Annotated in this window: 15 protein-coding genes and 3 tRNA genes; 9 read left to right on the top strand and 9 right to left on the bottom strand. The window is 39.9% G+C overall.

The window, feature by feature from the left end; genetic code table 11:
- Positions 1–2 precede the first annotated feature (2 nt).
- Positions 3–1,433: a Si-specific NAD(P)(+) transhydrogenase gene (gene sthA / locus I6F44_RS16775; protein WP_024600008.1), complete on the top strand. Its 1,431-nt coding sequence runs from the start codon at positions 3–5 to the stop codon at positions 1,431–1,433.
- Between the two features lie 97 nt (positions 1,434–1,530).
- On the opposite strand, the gene hemE is transcribed toward sthA, so the two are convergent.
- Positions 1,531–2,595 (bottom strand): uroporphyrinogen decarboxylase, encoded by a 1,065-nt coding sequence (hemE, locus tag I6F44_RS16770; protein WP_002961084.1) that lies wholly within the window; start codon positions 2,593–2,595, stop codon positions 1,531–1,533.
- Positions 2,596–3,125: 530 nt separating this feature from the next.
- Between hemE and I6F44_RS16765 the strand changes: the two genes are divergently transcribed.
- The gene (locus I6F44_RS16765; RefSeq protein WP_007582240.1) at positions 3,126–3,596 is read left to right on the top strand and encodes an Rsd/AlgQ family anti-sigma factor; all 471 of its coding nucleotides are present in this window, start codon (positions 3,126–3,128) and stop codon (positions 3,594–3,596) included.
- A 65-nt stretch (positions 3,597–3,661) separates the two neighbouring features.
- Here the strand turns inward: I6F44_RS16765 and fkpA are convergent, their stop codons facing one another.
- Positions 3,662–4,408 carry an FKBP-type peptidyl-prolyl cis-trans isomerase gene (gene fkpA, locus I6F44_RS16760; RefSeq protein WP_024595253.1) on the bottom strand — a complete coding sequence of 249 codons (747 nt, stop codon included), beginning with the start codon at positions 4,406–4,408 and terminating at the stop codon, positions 3,662–3,664.
- A 215-nt stretch (positions 4,409–4,623) separates the two neighbouring features.
- Here fkpA and I6F44_RS16755 point away from each other — a divergent pair, with 215 nt between their 5' ends.
- Both I6F44_RS16755 and I6F44_RS16750 read left to right on the top strand, forming a co-directional pair.
- Positions 4,624–5,622, top strand: a complete 999-nt coding sequence (locus I6F44_RS16755) for a WD40 repeat domain-containing protein (RefSeq protein ID WP_197174225.1) — start codon at positions 4,624–4,626, stop codon at positions 5,620–5,622.
- A complete protein-coding gene (locus tag I6F44_RS16750; protein WP_007378900.1) occupies positions 5,609–5,824 on the top strand; it encodes a SlyX family protein in 216 nt (71 codons plus the stop codon). Before I6F44_RS16755 ends, I6F44_RS16750 begins: the two co-directional genes overlap by 14 nt.
- A gap of 32 nt (positions 5,825–5,856) precedes the next feature.
- On the opposite strand, the gene I6F44_RS16745 is transcribed toward I6F44_RS16750, so the two are convergent.
- Positions 5,857–6,060 carry a YheV family putative zinc ribbon protein gene (locus I6F44_RS16745; RefSeq protein ID WP_007378899.1) on the bottom strand — a complete coding sequence of 68 codons (204 nt, stop codon included), beginning with the start codon at positions 6,058–6,060 and terminating at the stop codon, positions 5,857–5,859.
- A 132-nt stretch (positions 6,061–6,192) separates the two neighbouring features.
- Between I6F44_RS16745 and I6F44_RS16740 the strand changes: the two genes are divergently transcribed.
- Both I6F44_RS16740 and I6F44_RS16735 read left to right on the top strand, forming a co-directional pair.
- Positions 6,193–8,115: an ATP-binding cassette domain-containing protein gene (locus tag I6F44_RS16740; RefSeq protein ID WP_197174224.1), complete on the top strand. Its 1,923-nt coding sequence runs from the start codon at positions 6,193–6,195 to the stop codon at positions 8,113–8,115.
- Positions 8,102–8,515: a TIGR02444 family protein gene (locus I6F44_RS16735; protein ID WP_121954605.1), complete on the top strand. Its 414-nt coding sequence runs from the start codon at positions 8,102–8,104 to the stop codon at positions 8,513–8,515. Before I6F44_RS16740 ends, I6F44_RS16735 begins: the two co-directional genes overlap by 14 nt.
- 136 nt (positions 8,516–8,651) lie before the next feature.
- On the opposite strand, the gene I6F44_RS16730 is transcribed toward I6F44_RS16735, so the two are convergent.
- Positions 8,652–8,918, bottom strand: a complete 267-nt coding sequence (locus I6F44_RS16730) for a hypothetical protein (RefSeq protein WP_121954604.1) — start codon at positions 8,916–8,918, stop codon at positions 8,652–8,654.
- Positions 8,919–8,972: 54 nt separating this feature from the next.
- Entirely contained in the window at positions 8,973–9,821 is an 849-nt protein-coding gene (locus tag I6F44_RS16725) for a hypothetical protein (RefSeq protein WP_145990813.1), read from the bottom strand.
- 613 nt (positions 9,822–10,434) lie between these two features.
- Between I6F44_RS16725 and I6F44_RS16720 the strand changes: the two genes are divergently transcribed.
- The 3 genes from I6F44_RS16720 to I6F44_RS16710 all read left to right on the top strand — a co-directional run bounded on the left by I6F44_RS16720 (position 10,435) and on the right by I6F44_RS16710 (position 12,927).
- Positions 10,435–11,415, top strand: a complete 981-nt coding sequence (locus I6F44_RS16720) for a hydrolase (protein ID WP_197174223.1) — start codon at positions 10,435–10,437, stop codon at positions 11,413–11,415.
- Positions 11,412–11,666 (top strand): YheU family protein, encoded by a 255-nt coding sequence (locus I6F44_RS16715; protein WP_121954601.1) that lies wholly within the window; start codon positions 11,412–11,414, stop codon positions 11,664–11,666. Before I6F44_RS16720 ends, I6F44_RS16715 begins: the two co-directional genes overlap by 4 nt.
- 64 nt (positions 11,667–11,730) lie before the next feature.
- Positions 11,731–12,927, top strand: a complete 1,197-nt coding sequence (locus tag I6F44_RS16710; protein ID WP_121954609.1) for a dipeptidase — start codon at positions 11,731–11,733, stop codon at positions 12,925–12,927.
- A gap of 378 nt (positions 12,928–13,305) precedes the next feature.
- Here I6F44_RS16710 and tuf read toward each other — a convergent pair whose 3' ends face one another.
- From tuf to I6F44_RS16690, 4 genes are all read right to left on the bottom strand, one after another.
- The gene (gene tuf / locus I6F44_RS16705) at positions 13,306–14,490 is read right to left on the bottom strand and encodes an elongation factor Tu (RefSeq protein ID WP_024596766.1); all 1,185 of its coding nucleotides are present in this window, start codon (positions 14,488–14,490) and stop codon (positions 13,306–13,308) included.
- 128 nt (positions 14,491–14,618) lie between these two features.
- A tRNA-Thr gene (locus tag I6F44_RS16700) sits at positions 14,619–14,694 on the bottom strand.
- An 11-nt stretch (positions 14,695–14,705) separates the two neighbouring features.
- Positions 14,706–14,780: transfer RNA gene (locus I6F44_RS16695), tRNA-Gly, on the bottom strand.
- A gap of 44 nt (positions 14,781–14,824) precedes the next feature.
- Positions 14,825–14,909, bottom strand: a tRNA-Tyr gene (locus I6F44_RS16690).
- Between the last annotated feature and the right edge of the window lie 24 nt (positions 14,910–14,933).

Raw genomic sequence — 14,933 nt, 5'->3', positions numbered from 1 at the left:
CTGTGGCCAAACAACCAGAACAAAAAAAAGTACCCGTGACATACCAATATGATGCAATAATTATTGGCACGGGTCCTGGCGGTGAAGGCACCGCCATGAACCTTTCAAAAAACGACAAAAAAGTAGCGGTTATTGAACGCCAAGAAGCTGTTGGTGGCGGTTGTGTACATTGGGGAACAATTCCTTCAAAAGCGCTTCGCCATTCTGTTAGCCGCTATATTGAATACAAAGCAAACCCGTTATTTAATATTGGTGAGCGCCCTAGCCGCTTAACTTTTCCTGATATTTTACGTCACGCCAGTTCGGTTATTTCTAAGCAATCTAATTTACGTAGTAGCTTTTACGACCGTAACCGCATTCATATGTTTCAAGGTGATGCGAGCTTTGTAGATAAGCACACGATTGAAGTAAAAAGAAATGACGGCTCAACCGAGCGACTAACGGCTAAAACGATTGTTATAGCAACGGGTTCACGCCCTTATCGCCCACCAGAAGTCGATTTTACGCATTCTCGTATTTACGAAAGTGATACAATACTTGGCCTTAAACACGACCCTCACCGCGTACTTATATACGGCGCTGGTGTAATTGGTTGTGAGTATGCTTCTATATTTAAAGGTTTAGGCGCTAAAGTTGATTTGGTTAATACACGCGACCGACTACTTGCTTTTATGGATGCTGAAATATCTGACGCGCTTAGCTATCACTTTTGGAACAGCGGTATTGTTATTCGTCATAACGAAGAGTTTGACCGAATAGAGACCCGTGACGACTGCGTTATTATGCATTTAAAATCAGGCAAACGCGTAAAAGCTGACTGTATTTTATTTGCTAATGGCCGTACTGGTAATACAGATACATTAAACCTTGAAGCCATTGGTTTAAAAGCCGATAGCCGTGGCCAATTAAAAGTTAACGAAACATATCAAACAGAAGTTGATAACGTTTACGCTGTAGGTGATGTAATTGGCTACCCAAGCCTTGCTAGTGCTGCGTTTGACCAAGGTCGTATAGCTGCTGATGCAATTGCATGTGGTAACTGTGACGACCGCCTGATTGTTGATATTCCGGCCGGTATTTATACCATTCCAGAAATGAGCTCAGTAGGTAAAACAGAGCAAGAACTTACAGCCGCTAAAGTACCGTATGAAGTTGGCCGTGCTCAGTTTAAGCATTTGGCTCGCGCGCAAATTGCTGGTACTGAAGTAGGTAGTTTAAAAATATTATTCCACACTGAAACCAAAGAAGTACTTGGCGTACATTGTTTTGGCGAGCGTGCATCTGAAATTGTTCACATTGGCCAAGCCATTATGGAACAAAAAAATGGTGGCAATAATATCGACTACTTTGTAAATACCACATTTAACTACCCTACCATGGCTGAAGCCTACCGTGTTGCGGCATTAAATGGTTTAAATCGCTTATTTAAGTAGGTTATTAAATAAGGTTTTTTTAAAGCCCTTTATAAATAGATAACAAAAAGCCCGCTAATTAGCGGGCTTTTTACTTTTAAACAGTTTTAAACCATTATTACTTATGGTACTTAGCACTTAGCTCATGTACCGCATTAATAAATACACCGGCATTTTCAGGGTCTACATCTGGTGTAATACCGTGGCCTAAGTTAAACACGTGGCCATTGCCCGTACCAAAATCTTCTAAAATAGTGCCTACTTCTTGACGAATACGCTCTGGTGTACCGTGTAACATAGATGGGTCCATATTACCTTGTAGAGCAACTTTATCACCCACACGGCGCTTAGCGTCGCTAATATTAATAGTCCAATCAAGGCCTATTGCATCACAACCTGTTGCTGCAATAGCTTCAATCCATTGACCACCATTTTTAGTGAACAAAGTAACCGGTACTTTACGACCATCGTATTCACGAATTAAGCCATCAACAATTTTATGCATGTATTGCAGTGAAAATTCGTTGTAATCGCGCGGGCTTAATACACCACCCCATGAGTCAAATACCATTAACGATTGCGCGCCAGCTTTAATTTGAGCATTTAAGTAATCGATTACTGAATCAGCTAACTTATCTAGTAATAAATGAAGTGTTTGCGGCTCTGCAAACGCCATTTTTTTGATTTTACCAAATACTTTGCTGCTACCGCCTTCAACCATATAAGTTGCTAGTGTCCAAGGTGAACCAGAAAAACCAATAAGTGGTACTTCACCTTTAAGTTCACGACGAATAGTGCTTACTGCATTCATTACGTAGCCAAGCTCGTCTGTAGGGTCTAACTTTGGAATTTTTTTAACATCAGCAAGTGATGAAATAGGGCGTTCAAACTTAGGGCCTTCGCCAGTTTCAAAGTACAAGCCTAAACCCATCGCATCTGGAATTGTTAAAATATCACTAAATAATATAGCGGCATCTAACGGGTAGCGACGTAATGGTTGCAGTGTTACTTCACATGCAAGCTCTGCATTGCGGCACAGGCTCATAAAATCGCCCGCTTGTGCACGTGTTGCACGGTACTCTGGTAAATAGCGTCCTGCTTGGCGCATCATCCATACCGGAGTTACATCAACAGGTTGTTTTGCAAGTGCACGTAAATAACGGTCGTTTTTTAATTCGCTCATGGCGTAAATGATCCTAAGACTTGTATAAATTGTGCAAGATTGTACCACCATATTCCCCGACCCTCTATTGCTTAGGGACGAAAACAGCTTTACCTAGAGGCAGATCAATATAATGGAGTGTTTTAATCCATTTTGACTATAAAATAAGCAAAAAAGAATAACATTTAAAACTTTTTGTTAATATGTTTGCAACATACTAAAAACCTTGTTATTGTTTGTCCCGCGTTAACAAAAACAACAATAAAAATCTTAAAACAATAAAAATAAAAGTTTTAAAATAATAACAATAAAAATCATCTCATAAAAATAAGAAAGCTTGTTATAACAAGTCACTGAAAGAAATTAGACCACCGTAACTGGTGGTTTTTTCTTGCCTGCAATAAAACTCCCCCATCTTAATTAATATAAAAAGATACAACTCACAACTGGGTTACTTTACTTGTTGATATACGCTCAAATTAAATATATCTTGATGTACAGTGAGTTATTATATTTTTAATTAAAAACCAACCCAGCCTAGGAGAATAATTATGCTGACGCGTGTAGAAAAAGCTCAACAGAAATGGGGTGGTAGCCACACAGTAATTGATAAATGGCTAAACGAACGCCAAGACCTTATTGTACTTTATTGCAAAATTGCAGGCTTTACGCCGTACGAAAAGCAAGATCAGGCATTACCAGAGCCAAAGCTAATTGAATCATTTTGCCAACTTTTAATGGATTACCTATCTGCAGGCCATTTTGAAGTGTATGACGATATAGCAAAAGCATGTGAAAAAAAGGGCTTACAAAGCCAAGAGTTAGCAAACTCTATTTACCCGCGTATTTCTAGTACAACCGACATAGCGCTTGATTTTAATGATAAATACGCTGAAGTAGACAAAGAAGACTTGTTAAAGGGCTTTGATGATGACTTATCTGTTATTGGCGAGGCATTAGAAGCACGCTTTGCACTTGAAGATGAGCTTATTGATAACTTGTTTTCTAATCACGCAAACTAATATGTTATTTACGCACATTAAAAAAGGGACCTAAGGTCCCTTTTTGCATTTACACAATAAGCTTATTATTGTGCTGGTGCTTCTTCATTTTGAATTTCAAGTAATTCAACTTCAAATACAAGTGTTGAATTAGCTGGAATCTTACCTAAGTCACGGTCGCCGTAAGCAAGTTCTGAAGGAATAGTGAACTTGTACTTAGAACCCACTGACATAAGTTGTAAACCTTCAGTCCAACCCGCAATTACGCGGTTAAGAGGGAAAGTTGTCGGTTCGTTACGTGCATATGAGCTATCAAACTCAGTACCGTCTAATAAAGTACCTTTGTAGTGTACTTTAACTACATCAGTTGCTACTGGCTTTTCGCCATCGCCTTCGCTAAGTACTTCGTACTGTAGGCCAGACTCAGTTACTGTAACGCCTTCTTTTTTAGCGTTGTCAGCTAGGTATTTAACACCCGCTTCTTTGCTTTTTTCAGACTCTACTTTTGCTTTTTCTTCTTGCTTAGTACGTACTGATGTATCTAATTCAGTTAATACTTCACGAATTTTTTCTTCGTCAAGCTTTGCATTGCCAGCAAGTGCATCTTCAAAACCACGGATTAAAAGTGCTTGGTCTAGTTCAATACCAATTTCTGTTTTGTCTGCTAGGTCTTTATTTAAAAAGTTACCTACAGATGCACCAATACCGTATGCTTGTTGCTGTTCAACAGTGTCTAATTTAACTTCAGCTTGTTCTTTTTTTGCTTCTTGATTACAAGCTGTAAGCGCTAAAACTGACGCTGCAATCAATGACAATCTAATCGTCTTTTTCATTTTAAATCTCCGACACACTTTGCAGTTGTCATTTTAATGTATTATTACTAGTTAAAGATTAACGGCCCACATGATAGGCTGCTTGTTTAATGACTAAATTCCACATTGTTAGCTAAACTAAAAACATATCCAGTGATTAGACAAACAACCTAGGCATTTAACGCGTCCTAGTCTAACCTCTCAGTCACTAAGAGTTAAGGGGAAATACCTGTAATATGTCGATATTTCGTACTTTTTTAATCGTATTTAGCTGTTTTTTAGCCATCGCCTGTACCGATAAAAAACAACACGCTGTAGCAAGTTACGAACATGCTGCACAAGGTGCGTTTTCATCAACACTGTCAAACGATGGTAAATACAGTTTGATCTCCTCTATCAACCATGGGGTCGCCCTGTGGGATAATCAACAGCAGGTACTAAAATACCAATGGTTTCAGCAGCAAGATCAAGACAGTTTGGTATACGCCGTTGCTATTGCTTTTGATAACAGCGTGGCTGTTACCGCCGAAAAAACCACGTTTGCTGTGTGGGATATAGCCACAGGCAAAAATAGAGGTTATTACAAAATACAAAAAGCCAGCATTCGCGATATTGCCATTAGCAATCAAGGCCGTAGTGTTTTATACGGCCGTAGCGACGGCGTTGTCGTATTTGTAAACCTAGAAACCGGACGTCGTATTGAGTTTTTAGGTCATCAAGATAAAGTTAACACTGTTGACCTATCACCTAACGGACGCTTTGCTTTGAGTGGCTCTAACGATTATGTTGCTTACTTTTGGGATACACGTACAGGGCAAGTAATTCATCGTTTTAATCACCCAACGCGTGTTACCAAAGTAACGCTCGATCCACAAGGTCGCTATGCGTTTACGGCCGACAGTATGGCACAAGCAAATGTATGGAAGCTGACTACAGGTGATCTTGTGAGTAAACTGAAGTATATTGCGCGTCAGAAAATTTTTACTGCTGTGCGTTTTAACGAACAAGGCACTTTGCTTGCAACCGGCTCGCCAAATAAGCGCGTAGATTTATGGCAAATACCAAGCGGTGAAAAAATTCAAACTTGGCAGGTTACCCCGCGCGAAGGCAGTAAGCCTAAATCGGCGGTGGTGCTAGATGTGACATTTACAGATAACGGTAAGTCGTTGTTAACCGAAAGCTCCAGCGGTATCGCAGAGCGATTTATTATACGAGAGAATAATGAACACAATTGAACATCGCTTAATGGAACTTGAAGCCAAAGTGGCTTTTCAAGACGAAACAATTGAAGTCTTAAATGATGAAATAAAAGTGCACCAGCAACTGTTAGCAAAAATGAAACGCCAAACTGAGCTGCTAGCAGAAAAAATTAAAGAGTCGCAGTCATCATCGTCTATGATGTCTGAAGCACCTGAGCCGCCTCCACCGCATTACTAAAACCGGTAAAAATTAGGCAATAAAAAACCGGGTTAGTCGCCCGGTTTAAATACACCAATTACTTGTTCAAATTGGCGAGTAGACGCCTGAACAGCGTTATCTGGTTGCGCCATTTTATGACCACACTCAACACACTCTACTTTTTCAACATCATGTTCTCTGTATAGCATCATAGTATCCATGGCTTTGCAGTCAGGGCACGATGCACCAGCAATAAAACGCTTCTTTTGTCTCACAACATTTTTCCTGTGGTTTGAACTACTGCTATTTTATCGTATAACTTCACTTGTTGATACGCTTGATAAGAGCATTAAGTTCTATGTTATGATAGCGCCAACTTAACAAGGGCACAGCAAAGTAACGCATTCATGATCCAAATTTCAGAAATAGAACTACTTCGTGGCGGTAAAGCCTTATTAAAAAATGCATCTGCTACGTTATTCCCAGAACATAAAGTAGGCCTTGTTGGCGCTAATGGCTGTGGAAAATCAACGTTATTTGGTTTACTAAAATCTGAATTGCAACTCGATGCTGGTAATTGCAGTATTCCCAAAGATTGGTCTATTGCCTCAGTAAAACAAGAAACCCCCGCCCTTGAAATAAGCGCAATTGATTATGTACTTCAAGGCCACCCAGAATACTACGCAATGCGTATAGCACTGCGTGAGGCCGAGCAAAACAACGATGGCGACACACAAGCCAAAGTACATATTCAGCTTGAAAACATTAAAGGCTACAGCATTGAATCAACCGCCGGTGAGCTATTACACGGCTTAGGCTTTGCCAATAACCTTATAGAAAACCCTGTAAGCTCTTTTTCGGGTGGTTGGCGCATGCGTTTAAACCTTGCCCAAGCATTGATACGCGACGCCGATTTACTATTACTCGATGAGCCAACAAACCACCTTGATTTAGATGCCGTTTATTGGCTTGAACGCTTTTTACGTGCTTACACTGGCACCCTTGTACTTATATCGCATGACCGTGAGTTTTTAGATGCGGTGGTTGATCAAATTTGGCATGTAGATAAGCAACTTATCAACGTGTACAAAGGTAACTACTCGCAGTTTGAACGCCAAAAAGCAGAGCGCTTGCTACAACAACAAGCAATGTTTGATAAACAGCAAGATCAAATTGCTCACCTTGAGCAGTTTATAACGCGCTTTAAAGCAAAAGCCAGTAAAGCTAAACAAGCACAAAGCCGTGTAAAAGCGCTTGAACGCATGGAAAAACTAGCGCCGGCACATGCCGACTCGCCGTTTAACTTTGAGTTTGCAGAGCCAAAAGCATTACCAAATCCACTAATGACAATAGATAAAGCCAAAGCGGGTTATGGTGACGTCACTATTTTAAATAATATAGAGCTAAACCTTGTACCAGGTAGCCGAATTGCTTTACTTGGTAGAAATGGTGCGGGTAAATCAACGTTAATTAAACTCCTTTCTGGTGATTTAGAGCCACAAGCTGGCGAAGTTATTCAGCATCACGGTTTAAATATTGGTTACTTTGCGCAGCATCAGCTTGAATCCCTTGATTTAAAAGCCAGTGCAATAATGCATTTACAACGCCTCGACCCAAAAGCTACTGAGCAATCACTACGTGACTTTTTAGGTGGTTTTGCCTTTATTGGCGATAAAGCCCTTGAGCCTGTAGCCCCATTTTCAGGCGGCGAAAAAGCACGTTTAGTACTTGCTATGTTGGTATATCAAAAACCAAACTTATTACTACTCGATGAGCCAACTAACCACCTTGATTTAGAAATGCGCCATGCACTGGTTATGGCACTGCAAGGCTTTGAAGGCGCGATGGTAACGGTATCTCATGATCGTCACATGCTAAAAAACACCGCCGACGAATACTACTTAGTCGATAACGGTGAAGTAACTCAATTTGGCTACGACTTAGACGAATACTATCAATGGCTACTCAACGCCAACAAAGAAGCGGCAAAAGCCACTCAAGCTGATGATGAACCAAAAGCAAACTCACAAGTAAATCGTAAAGAGCAAAAGCGCCTCGAAGCCGAGTTTAGAAAAGCTGTTCAACCACTTAAGAAGCAAATTGAAAAGCTTGAAAAACAACTTGATAAACACTCAGCAGAACTTAGCGAAGTGGAAGTTGCACTTGGCGATAACGAGCTTTATAACGATGACAACAAAGCAACGTTAAAAGAGCTAATAGCAAAACAAGCGACATTAACACCCAAAGTAAACGACATCGAAGAAGAGCTACTCATGGCCCTTGAAGAGATGGAAGAAAAAGAACAGGCCTTTGCCGATGAACTTGCTTAACAGCAACGATTTTTGGCAATTTGCATGTCAGCTTTATAGCGAAGGTGGCATGCAAGCACGCCTGTTGGATTATCAAAACCAGCAAGGTAAAAACGTTAACCTGTGCTTGCTGCTTTATTACCTAGATTCTCTCAATCTAGTAATTAGCCAAGCCCAGCTAAACAAGCTTGAACAATCAATTAGTGAGTTTGACCAACAGCTATTAAAGCCCCTACGCGCCACCCGCGGCTATTTAAAAACCAATCAAACCGAAATTGCAGATTATGCTGCAATTCGTAAAGAACTGCTCAGTGCCGAGCTTAAGCTAGAAAAACAACAACAACAGATGTTAATAACCACAATTAATAGCTTTGCCCTAACACCTTGCAGCACGCCAAATAACACATCGTTATATTTGTAAAAGCTCTCATGTAGGTCGTGCTTTAGCGCGTTAATTTTTATAACGAGATAATTCATGGCTAAAAAGCCATTTCCTACGGGTAACCAAATCTTGTAGGAGCCAGTTTTAGCTGCGAATAAATTTTAAATTAAATAATTCATACGTTTTCACGGAAATATTTAAATGATATATTTACAATAAAAGAAATAATTAATAAAACGATTCCACTTACTATGGTAGATACAATAAAAAATGGATCAACATAACCTAAATATATATACCCTAGAAACTGAAAGGTAACACAACCTAATAATACTGGAAGAAGTAACGCTCCTACTTTTTTCTTGATAAAAAAATTAGTAGCAATTGAGGTTGTCAATCCTATAAGAATTAATACAATAATTCCTAAAACACCATCATTCATGATTTAACTCCCTATATTCAGGTTATTATTTTACCTATTTATTCAAGTACGAATTTATGGAGTGTAGCTCCATGTACAATTCAGCTCCAAGTAGTAATATCCTCCAGCTCCGTTGGGGAACTGCCATAACTCGCAACTAGAATGCAAACTTCCTGATTCACCATGCAAAATAGGGTCATAGTTTCCTTCTTCAGCAATACGAAGCAAAACGCCTTCAGGAGGGCTTGCGTCATGACCACATATATCGCTTGTAGTGTTTTGAGTTGAACTACAATAAGCAGTATCTCCAAACTTAACAACTCCTAGATAGTATAATTCAGCTCTTTCTTGCAAAAGGGCTCGAATTATGACAGAACCAAAAAGTGTCTTAATTTCAATTTTATCTGCTAAGTTATCTATGTCCCTATACATGTTCTGAATAAATTGTATATCGCAAGCATATTTACTTGAGCTTCCTGAGTAGCATAGGTCATGTTGATTACAAGAGTTTTCAAATGGATAATCTGGAACTAGGTAAGTATTCCAACCAGTCCCACAACCATTAGCACTGACAGAATTGGCGATCACATTTGTACTTAAAGCATTAAGATTTCCAGACGAAACAGAGCTAAAATTTTCCACTCCACTTATAAAGCTTTCAGTTTCATTAAAAGCATTTTTTAGAGCATTATAAGTTGAAATATCTTCTAATGTACCATTAGGCAATGCTCTTCTTGTCGCCAAAAGCTCATATACTTCATCCCTAACCACGTAGCGTTCAGCTTTAGATGTTTTTAAGTTGACAATTATATAATCCCCCTCACCACTGTATAAAGCTAAAGACTCGAACTGAGATGAAGAGCTACAAGAATCACAAGTTAATACAGAATACTCGGAAGCAGCATCACTATTCAGTGGAACCAAAGCAAAGCAAAGCAGGAAGAATTATTTTATAAATGTTACGCAACATAAAGTCCCTTTCGATTCATTATTAATGTTTATATTGATATCAATTTTTTAACATAAAAAATAAAGAAGCTAAAGTCAACTATTGAACATAAAGAAAACTTACCCAAAATATGGAAGCCTGACACCAAATAAACAGTGGACTAATATATTTTAACAACTTTACCCTTATTATATTTCCCATCACTAACTTCACTTAACTTTGTTGATCCAAATCAACTTCTCAATCACGCTTTTTATAATCAACAAAGTAGCTTGATCTGGATCATATCAGCCTCTGCCAACTCGCACTATGATGAACCCATAGACATTAGGAGGCATTTATGGACGTATTCTTCAGAGACTTTTTTAGTGACCCAGTACTATTTTTATCATTTGGTTTTCTGGGAGTCGTGATCAGTTTATGCCTTTTCTTTGTGTACTTTTTTATCAAGAAAGTGCATGACGACCAAACACCCAATTAGAATTAAGCACGACGCGCAAAGCCCCTTATCAACTTGTTTGATTAGGGGCTTTTTATTGCCAAAAATTTGTTACACTAATACTTCAATTAGCTGGGTAGTTATAAATAATGCTTACAAATTTCAAGCCTGCGTGGTGGATGAGTAACCGTCACGTACAAACAATTATGCCGCGTTTCTTTCGTCCTTTTCATAATACGCGTTATCAATTAGAGCTGCTTGATACCCCTGACGGTGATTTTTTAGAGCTTGCCTGGTCACTACCAAAAAATGACGATGCCCCGCTGGCTATTGTATTACATGGCCTTGAAGGCAATATTAATAGCTTTTATGCCAAGGGTATGATGAAAGCATTAAAAAAGCAGGGCTTTAACGTTGTATTAATGCACTTTCGTAATTGTTCAACTGAAGTTAACCGCTTACCCCGTGCTTATCACAGTGGTGAAACTGGCGATCTAGATTTTTTTATCAAACAACTCAAGCTGCAATTTCCAAACCGGGCTTTACTGGCGGTTGGTTTTTCACTCGGTGGTAATGTGCTCGCTAAATATCTAGGAGAGCAAGGCGAGCAATGTTTACTTGATGGCGCTGCGGTTGTGTCTGCACCTTATGATTTGTCAGCATCATGCCAAGTAATACGTAAAAGCTTAGCAAAAATTTATCAGAAGTATTTGCTCGATCGGATGAAGAAGTCCATGCACCGTAAACTGCCGCAAATCAAGCAACAAATTAATTTAACGCCAGAGCAATTACTGGCCATTGATGATTTATGGCTGTTTGATGAGCAACTCACCGCACCGTTGCATGGTTTTAACGGCGCTGAAGATTATTACCAACAAGCCAGTGCCAAGGCCTATTTAAAACACATCACCACACCGACTTTAATTATTCACGCCAAAGATGACCCTATGCTATCGATTAAAGCAGTACCTATTAGGCAAGATGTGAGTGAGCATGTTACGCTGCGTATCTCAGAAAAAGGCGGCCATGTTGGTTTTATTACGGGTAATAACCCATTAAAACCGGTTTACTGGTTAGAGCAAATCGTGCCTGAGTACTTCAATCAGGTAGTTAAAAAAGAGCCACTATGATCATTCCACTCCAACAACTCGATAAAGACACACTCTACAATTTAATTGAAAGCTATGTTTTGCGTGAAGGCACCGATTACGGTGAAGTAGAAGCAAGCATTGAATCTAAAGTTAACCAAGTTAAGCTACAGCTTAAAAATGGCGAAGCCATGGTATTTTTCTCAGAATTACATGAGTCAGTAACTATTATTTCGAAGGGCGAATTTAAAGCGCTGCAAAGTGAAGAGCATCAAGCACAGTCGTTTGATTAAGGCGTAGTACTTGTAACTTTTGAGTTGAACGTACACAATGGCTTTTTACCCAAAGAGCCAAAACATGATAAAACTCAGCACTCTAGTGGTAGCCATATCACTAGCATTAACTAGCCAAGCCCAAGCAGAACAAACAATAACAGCATCTGAAAAGGCAATTAAGCTCGCTAAAGACACTATTTTAATTGATACCCATATCGACGTACCTTACCGAATTCATAAAAACTGGGTTGATGTAACTAAAGCGACAACTGATGGCGACTTTGACTACCCTCGCGCTGTAAAAGGCGGTTTAAACGCACCGTTTATGTCGATTTATATTCCTGCGCATTTGGAGTTTGAAGGTAAAGGTAAAAGCTATCAGCTAGCCAATCAAATGATTGATAGTATGGAAGCCGTAGCCCAGCGCGCGCCCGATAAGTTTGCTATTGCTAGCTCAAGCAGTGATATAGAGGAGCAATTTAAACAAGGTAAGCTCTCTATCGCAATGGGTATGGAAAATGGCTCTCCAATCGAAGGGGATATGAAGAATCTTCAGCATTTTTACGAGCGTGGCATTCGCTACATCACGCTAGCGCACTCGCAAAGCAACCATATTTCGGACTCGTCTTACGATATACGCCGTAAATGGAAAGGCTTAAGCCCATTTGGTAAAAAGCTTGTCACTGAAATGAATAATATTGGTATGTTAATCGATGTATCACACATCTCTGATGATGCGTTTTATCAGGTTATGGATCTATCTAAAACGCCGGTAATTGCCTCACATTCATCACTTCGTAAATACACACCAGGCTTTGAGCGTAATATGAATGACGATATGCTATTGGCACTTAAAGAAAATGGCGGCGTTATTCAAATCAACTTTGGCTCAAGCTTTGTTACTGCTAAAGCAGGCAGTTGGGGCAAGCAATTAAAAAGCACAAAAGAGTCTGCTAAAAAAGAAGGCACTAAGTTAAGCAACGATTTTGATGCTGCGTACCGTGCTAAAAATCCATACCCATTTGCAAGCCTTGAACAGGTGCTTGATCATATTGATCACGTAGTTGAGCTAATTGGTATTGATTATGTAGGTATTGGCTCTGATTATGATGGAGTTGGTGATTCATTACCTATCGGCTTAAAAGATGTATCTAGCTACCCTAATCTTGTTCAAGGTTTAATGGACAGAGATTACAGCGACAAAGATATTAAAAAGATTTTAAGCGGTAATTTATTAAGAGTTTTAAAACAAGCTGAAGAATATGCTAAAAAGCATTAAAGCTTTTATCATATATTAGTAATTGGCTAAAATACCAAAAGCTAACTCAATATAAGCGCGGCCTAGCCGTGCTTTTTTATATTTAAGAGCTCAGTTATTTTCAGCAGCCTTTTCCCTCGGGTTTCGTAAAACTCAACCCAAGCTACGACAAGAAAGTTATAACTCAAAGCTAATCACTTTTCTATAGGCATTAAAAAAGGCCACCTAAGTGACCTTTTTCTAACAATTAACTTTAACGTTAATTATTACGCTTTGAACGTTGCTACAAAGCACCTACGCCTAAGGTAAGAGCGCCACCTTCATATGACACTTTTCTTCAGGCATTAAAAAAGGCCACCTAAGTGACCTTTTTCTAACAATTAACTTTAACGTTAATTATTACGCTACGATAGTTGCTACAACACCAGCACCTACAGTACGACCACCTTCACGGATAGCAAAACGAAGACCTTCATCCATCGCGATTGGTGCGATTAGAGTTACTGTCATCTTGATGTTATCACCAGGCATTACCATTTCTACGCCTTCTGGTAACTGTACGTCACCCGTTACGTCAGTTGTACGGAAGTAGAACTGTGGACGGTAACCTTTGAAGAATGGAGTATGACGACCACCTTCATCTTTCGAAAGTACGTATACTTCTGAAGTGAATGTAGTATGTGGATTGATTGAACCAGGCTTAGCTAGTACTTGACCACGTTCAACGTCTTCACGTTTAGTACCACGTAGAAGTGCGCCGATGTTTTCGCCAGCACGACCTTCGTCTAGAAGCTTACGGAACATTTCAACACCAGTACAAGTAGAACGAGTTGTATCATTGATACCAACAATTTCTACTTCGTCATTGATGCGGATGATACCAGCTTCAACACGACCAGTTACAACTGTACCACGACCCTGGATTGAGAAAACGTCTTCGATAGGCATGATGAATGGCTTATCGATGTCACGCTCTGGCTCTGGGATGTAAGAATCAAGTGCATTTGCAAGCTCAACAATCTTATCTTCCCACTCTTTCTCGCCTTCTAACGCTTTAAGCGCAGAACCCGCGATTAGAGGTAAGTCATCACCTGGGAAATCGTATTCTGAAAGAAGTTCACGAACTTCCATTTCTACTAGTTCAAGTAGCTCTTCGTCATCAACCATGTCACATTTGTTCATGAACACGATGATGTAAGGAACGCCAACTTGACGAGAAAGAAGGATGTGCTCACGCGTTTGTGGCATAGGGCCATCTGTCGCAGCAACTACTAAGATCGCGCCGTCCATTTGAGCAGCACCAGTGATCATGTTTTTAACATAATCGGCGTGACCAGGACAATCTACGTGTGCGTAGTGACGTGTAGGTGTATCGTATTCAACGTGAGACGTTGAAATAGTGATACCACGTTCGCGCTCTTCTGGAGCGTTATCGATTGATGCGAAATCTTTAGCAACACCGCCGTATACTTTTGCAAGTACGTTAGTGATTGCTGCAGTTAGTGTAGTTTTACCGTGGTCAACGTGGCCGATTGTACCAACGTTTACGTGCGGTTTTACGCGTTCAAACTTTTCTTTTGCCATGACGGAACCTATCAGTTTTGTGTATCTAAATTACATATGAAAATAATCCACCAGAGGTAGATTAAGTTAATTTTTTCAAATAGTATTTTCTGACAGATAAAGGAAGTAATCAAGGAGATTCTTAGGACTGGTGCTGATAGGCAGAGTCGAACTGCCGACCTCACCCTTACCAAGGGTGCGCTCTACCAACTGAGCTATATCAGCAACACAAGAACTGGAGCGGGCAGCGGGAATCGAACCCGCATCATCAGCTTGGAAGGCTGAGGTAATAGCCATTATACGATGCCCGCATAAAAATCTGTTCTTAAACTACCTCTAACCGTCAAGAATAAAGTGGTGGAGGGAGCTGGATTCGAACCAGCGAAGGCTGAGCCGTCAGATTTACAGTCTGATCCCTTTGGCCGCTCGGGAACCCCTCCACGATAATTCTCTACTAATTCACT

This window comes from Pseudoalteromonas sp. NZS11_1 (assembly GCF_015864275.1).
GTDB classification, from domain to species: Bacteria; Pseudomonadota; Gammaproteobacteria; order Enterobacterales; family Alteromonadaceae; genus Pseudoalteromonas; species Pseudoalteromonas arctica.
This window is presented reverse-complemented; position numbering and strand designations above follow the sequence as displayed.

Bases quoted from the DNA above. Each gene is read 5' to 3' on its own strand.
- I6F44_RS16720 (WP_197174223.1), top strand. From the start codon at position 10,435: ATGCTTACAAATTTCAAGCCTGCGTGGTGGATGAGTAACCGTCACGTA.
- I6F44_RS16735 (WP_121954605.1), top strand. From the start codon at position 8,102: ATGAACTTGCTTAACAGCAACGATTTTTGGCAATTTGCATGTCAGCTT.
- hemE (WP_002961084.1), bottom strand. From the start codon at position 2,595: ATGAGCGAATTAAAAAACGACCGTTATTTACGTGCACTTGCAAAACAA.
- I6F44_RS16710 (WP_121954609.1), top strand. From the start codon at position 11,731: ATGATAAAACTCAGCACTCTAGTGGTAGCCATATCACTAGCATTAACT.
- I6F44_RS16765 (WP_007582240.1), top strand. From the start codon at position 3,126: ATGCTGACGCGTGTAGAAAAAGCTCAACAGAAATGGGGTGGTAGCCAC.
- tuf (WP_024596766.1), bottom strand. From the start codon at position 14,490: ATGGCAAAAGAAAAGTTTGAACGCGTAAAACCGCACGTAAACGTTGGT.
- I6F44_RS16715 (WP_121954601.1), top strand. From the start codon at position 11,412: ATGATCATTCCACTCCAACAACTCGATAAAGACACACTCTACAATTTA.
- I6F44_RS16740 (WP_197174224.1), top strand. From the start codon at position 6,193: ATGATCCAAATTTCAGAAATAGAACTACTTCGTGGCGGTAAAGCCTTA.
- I6F44_RS16730 (WP_121954604.1), bottom strand. From the start codon at position 8,918: ATGAATGATGGTGTTTTAGGAATTATTGTATTAATTCTTATAGGATTG.
- I6F44_RS16755 (WP_197174225.1), top strand. From the start codon at position 4,624: ATGTCGATATTTCGTACTTTTTTAATCGTATTTAGCTGTTTTTTAGCC.
- I6F44_RS16750 (WP_007378900.1), top strand. From the start codon at position 5,609: ATGAACACAATTGAACATCGCTTAATGGAACTTGAAGCCAAAGTGGCT.
- fkpA (WP_024595253.1), bottom strand. From the start codon at position 4,408: ATGAAAAAGACGATTAGATTGTCATTGATTGCAGCGTCAGTTTTAGCG.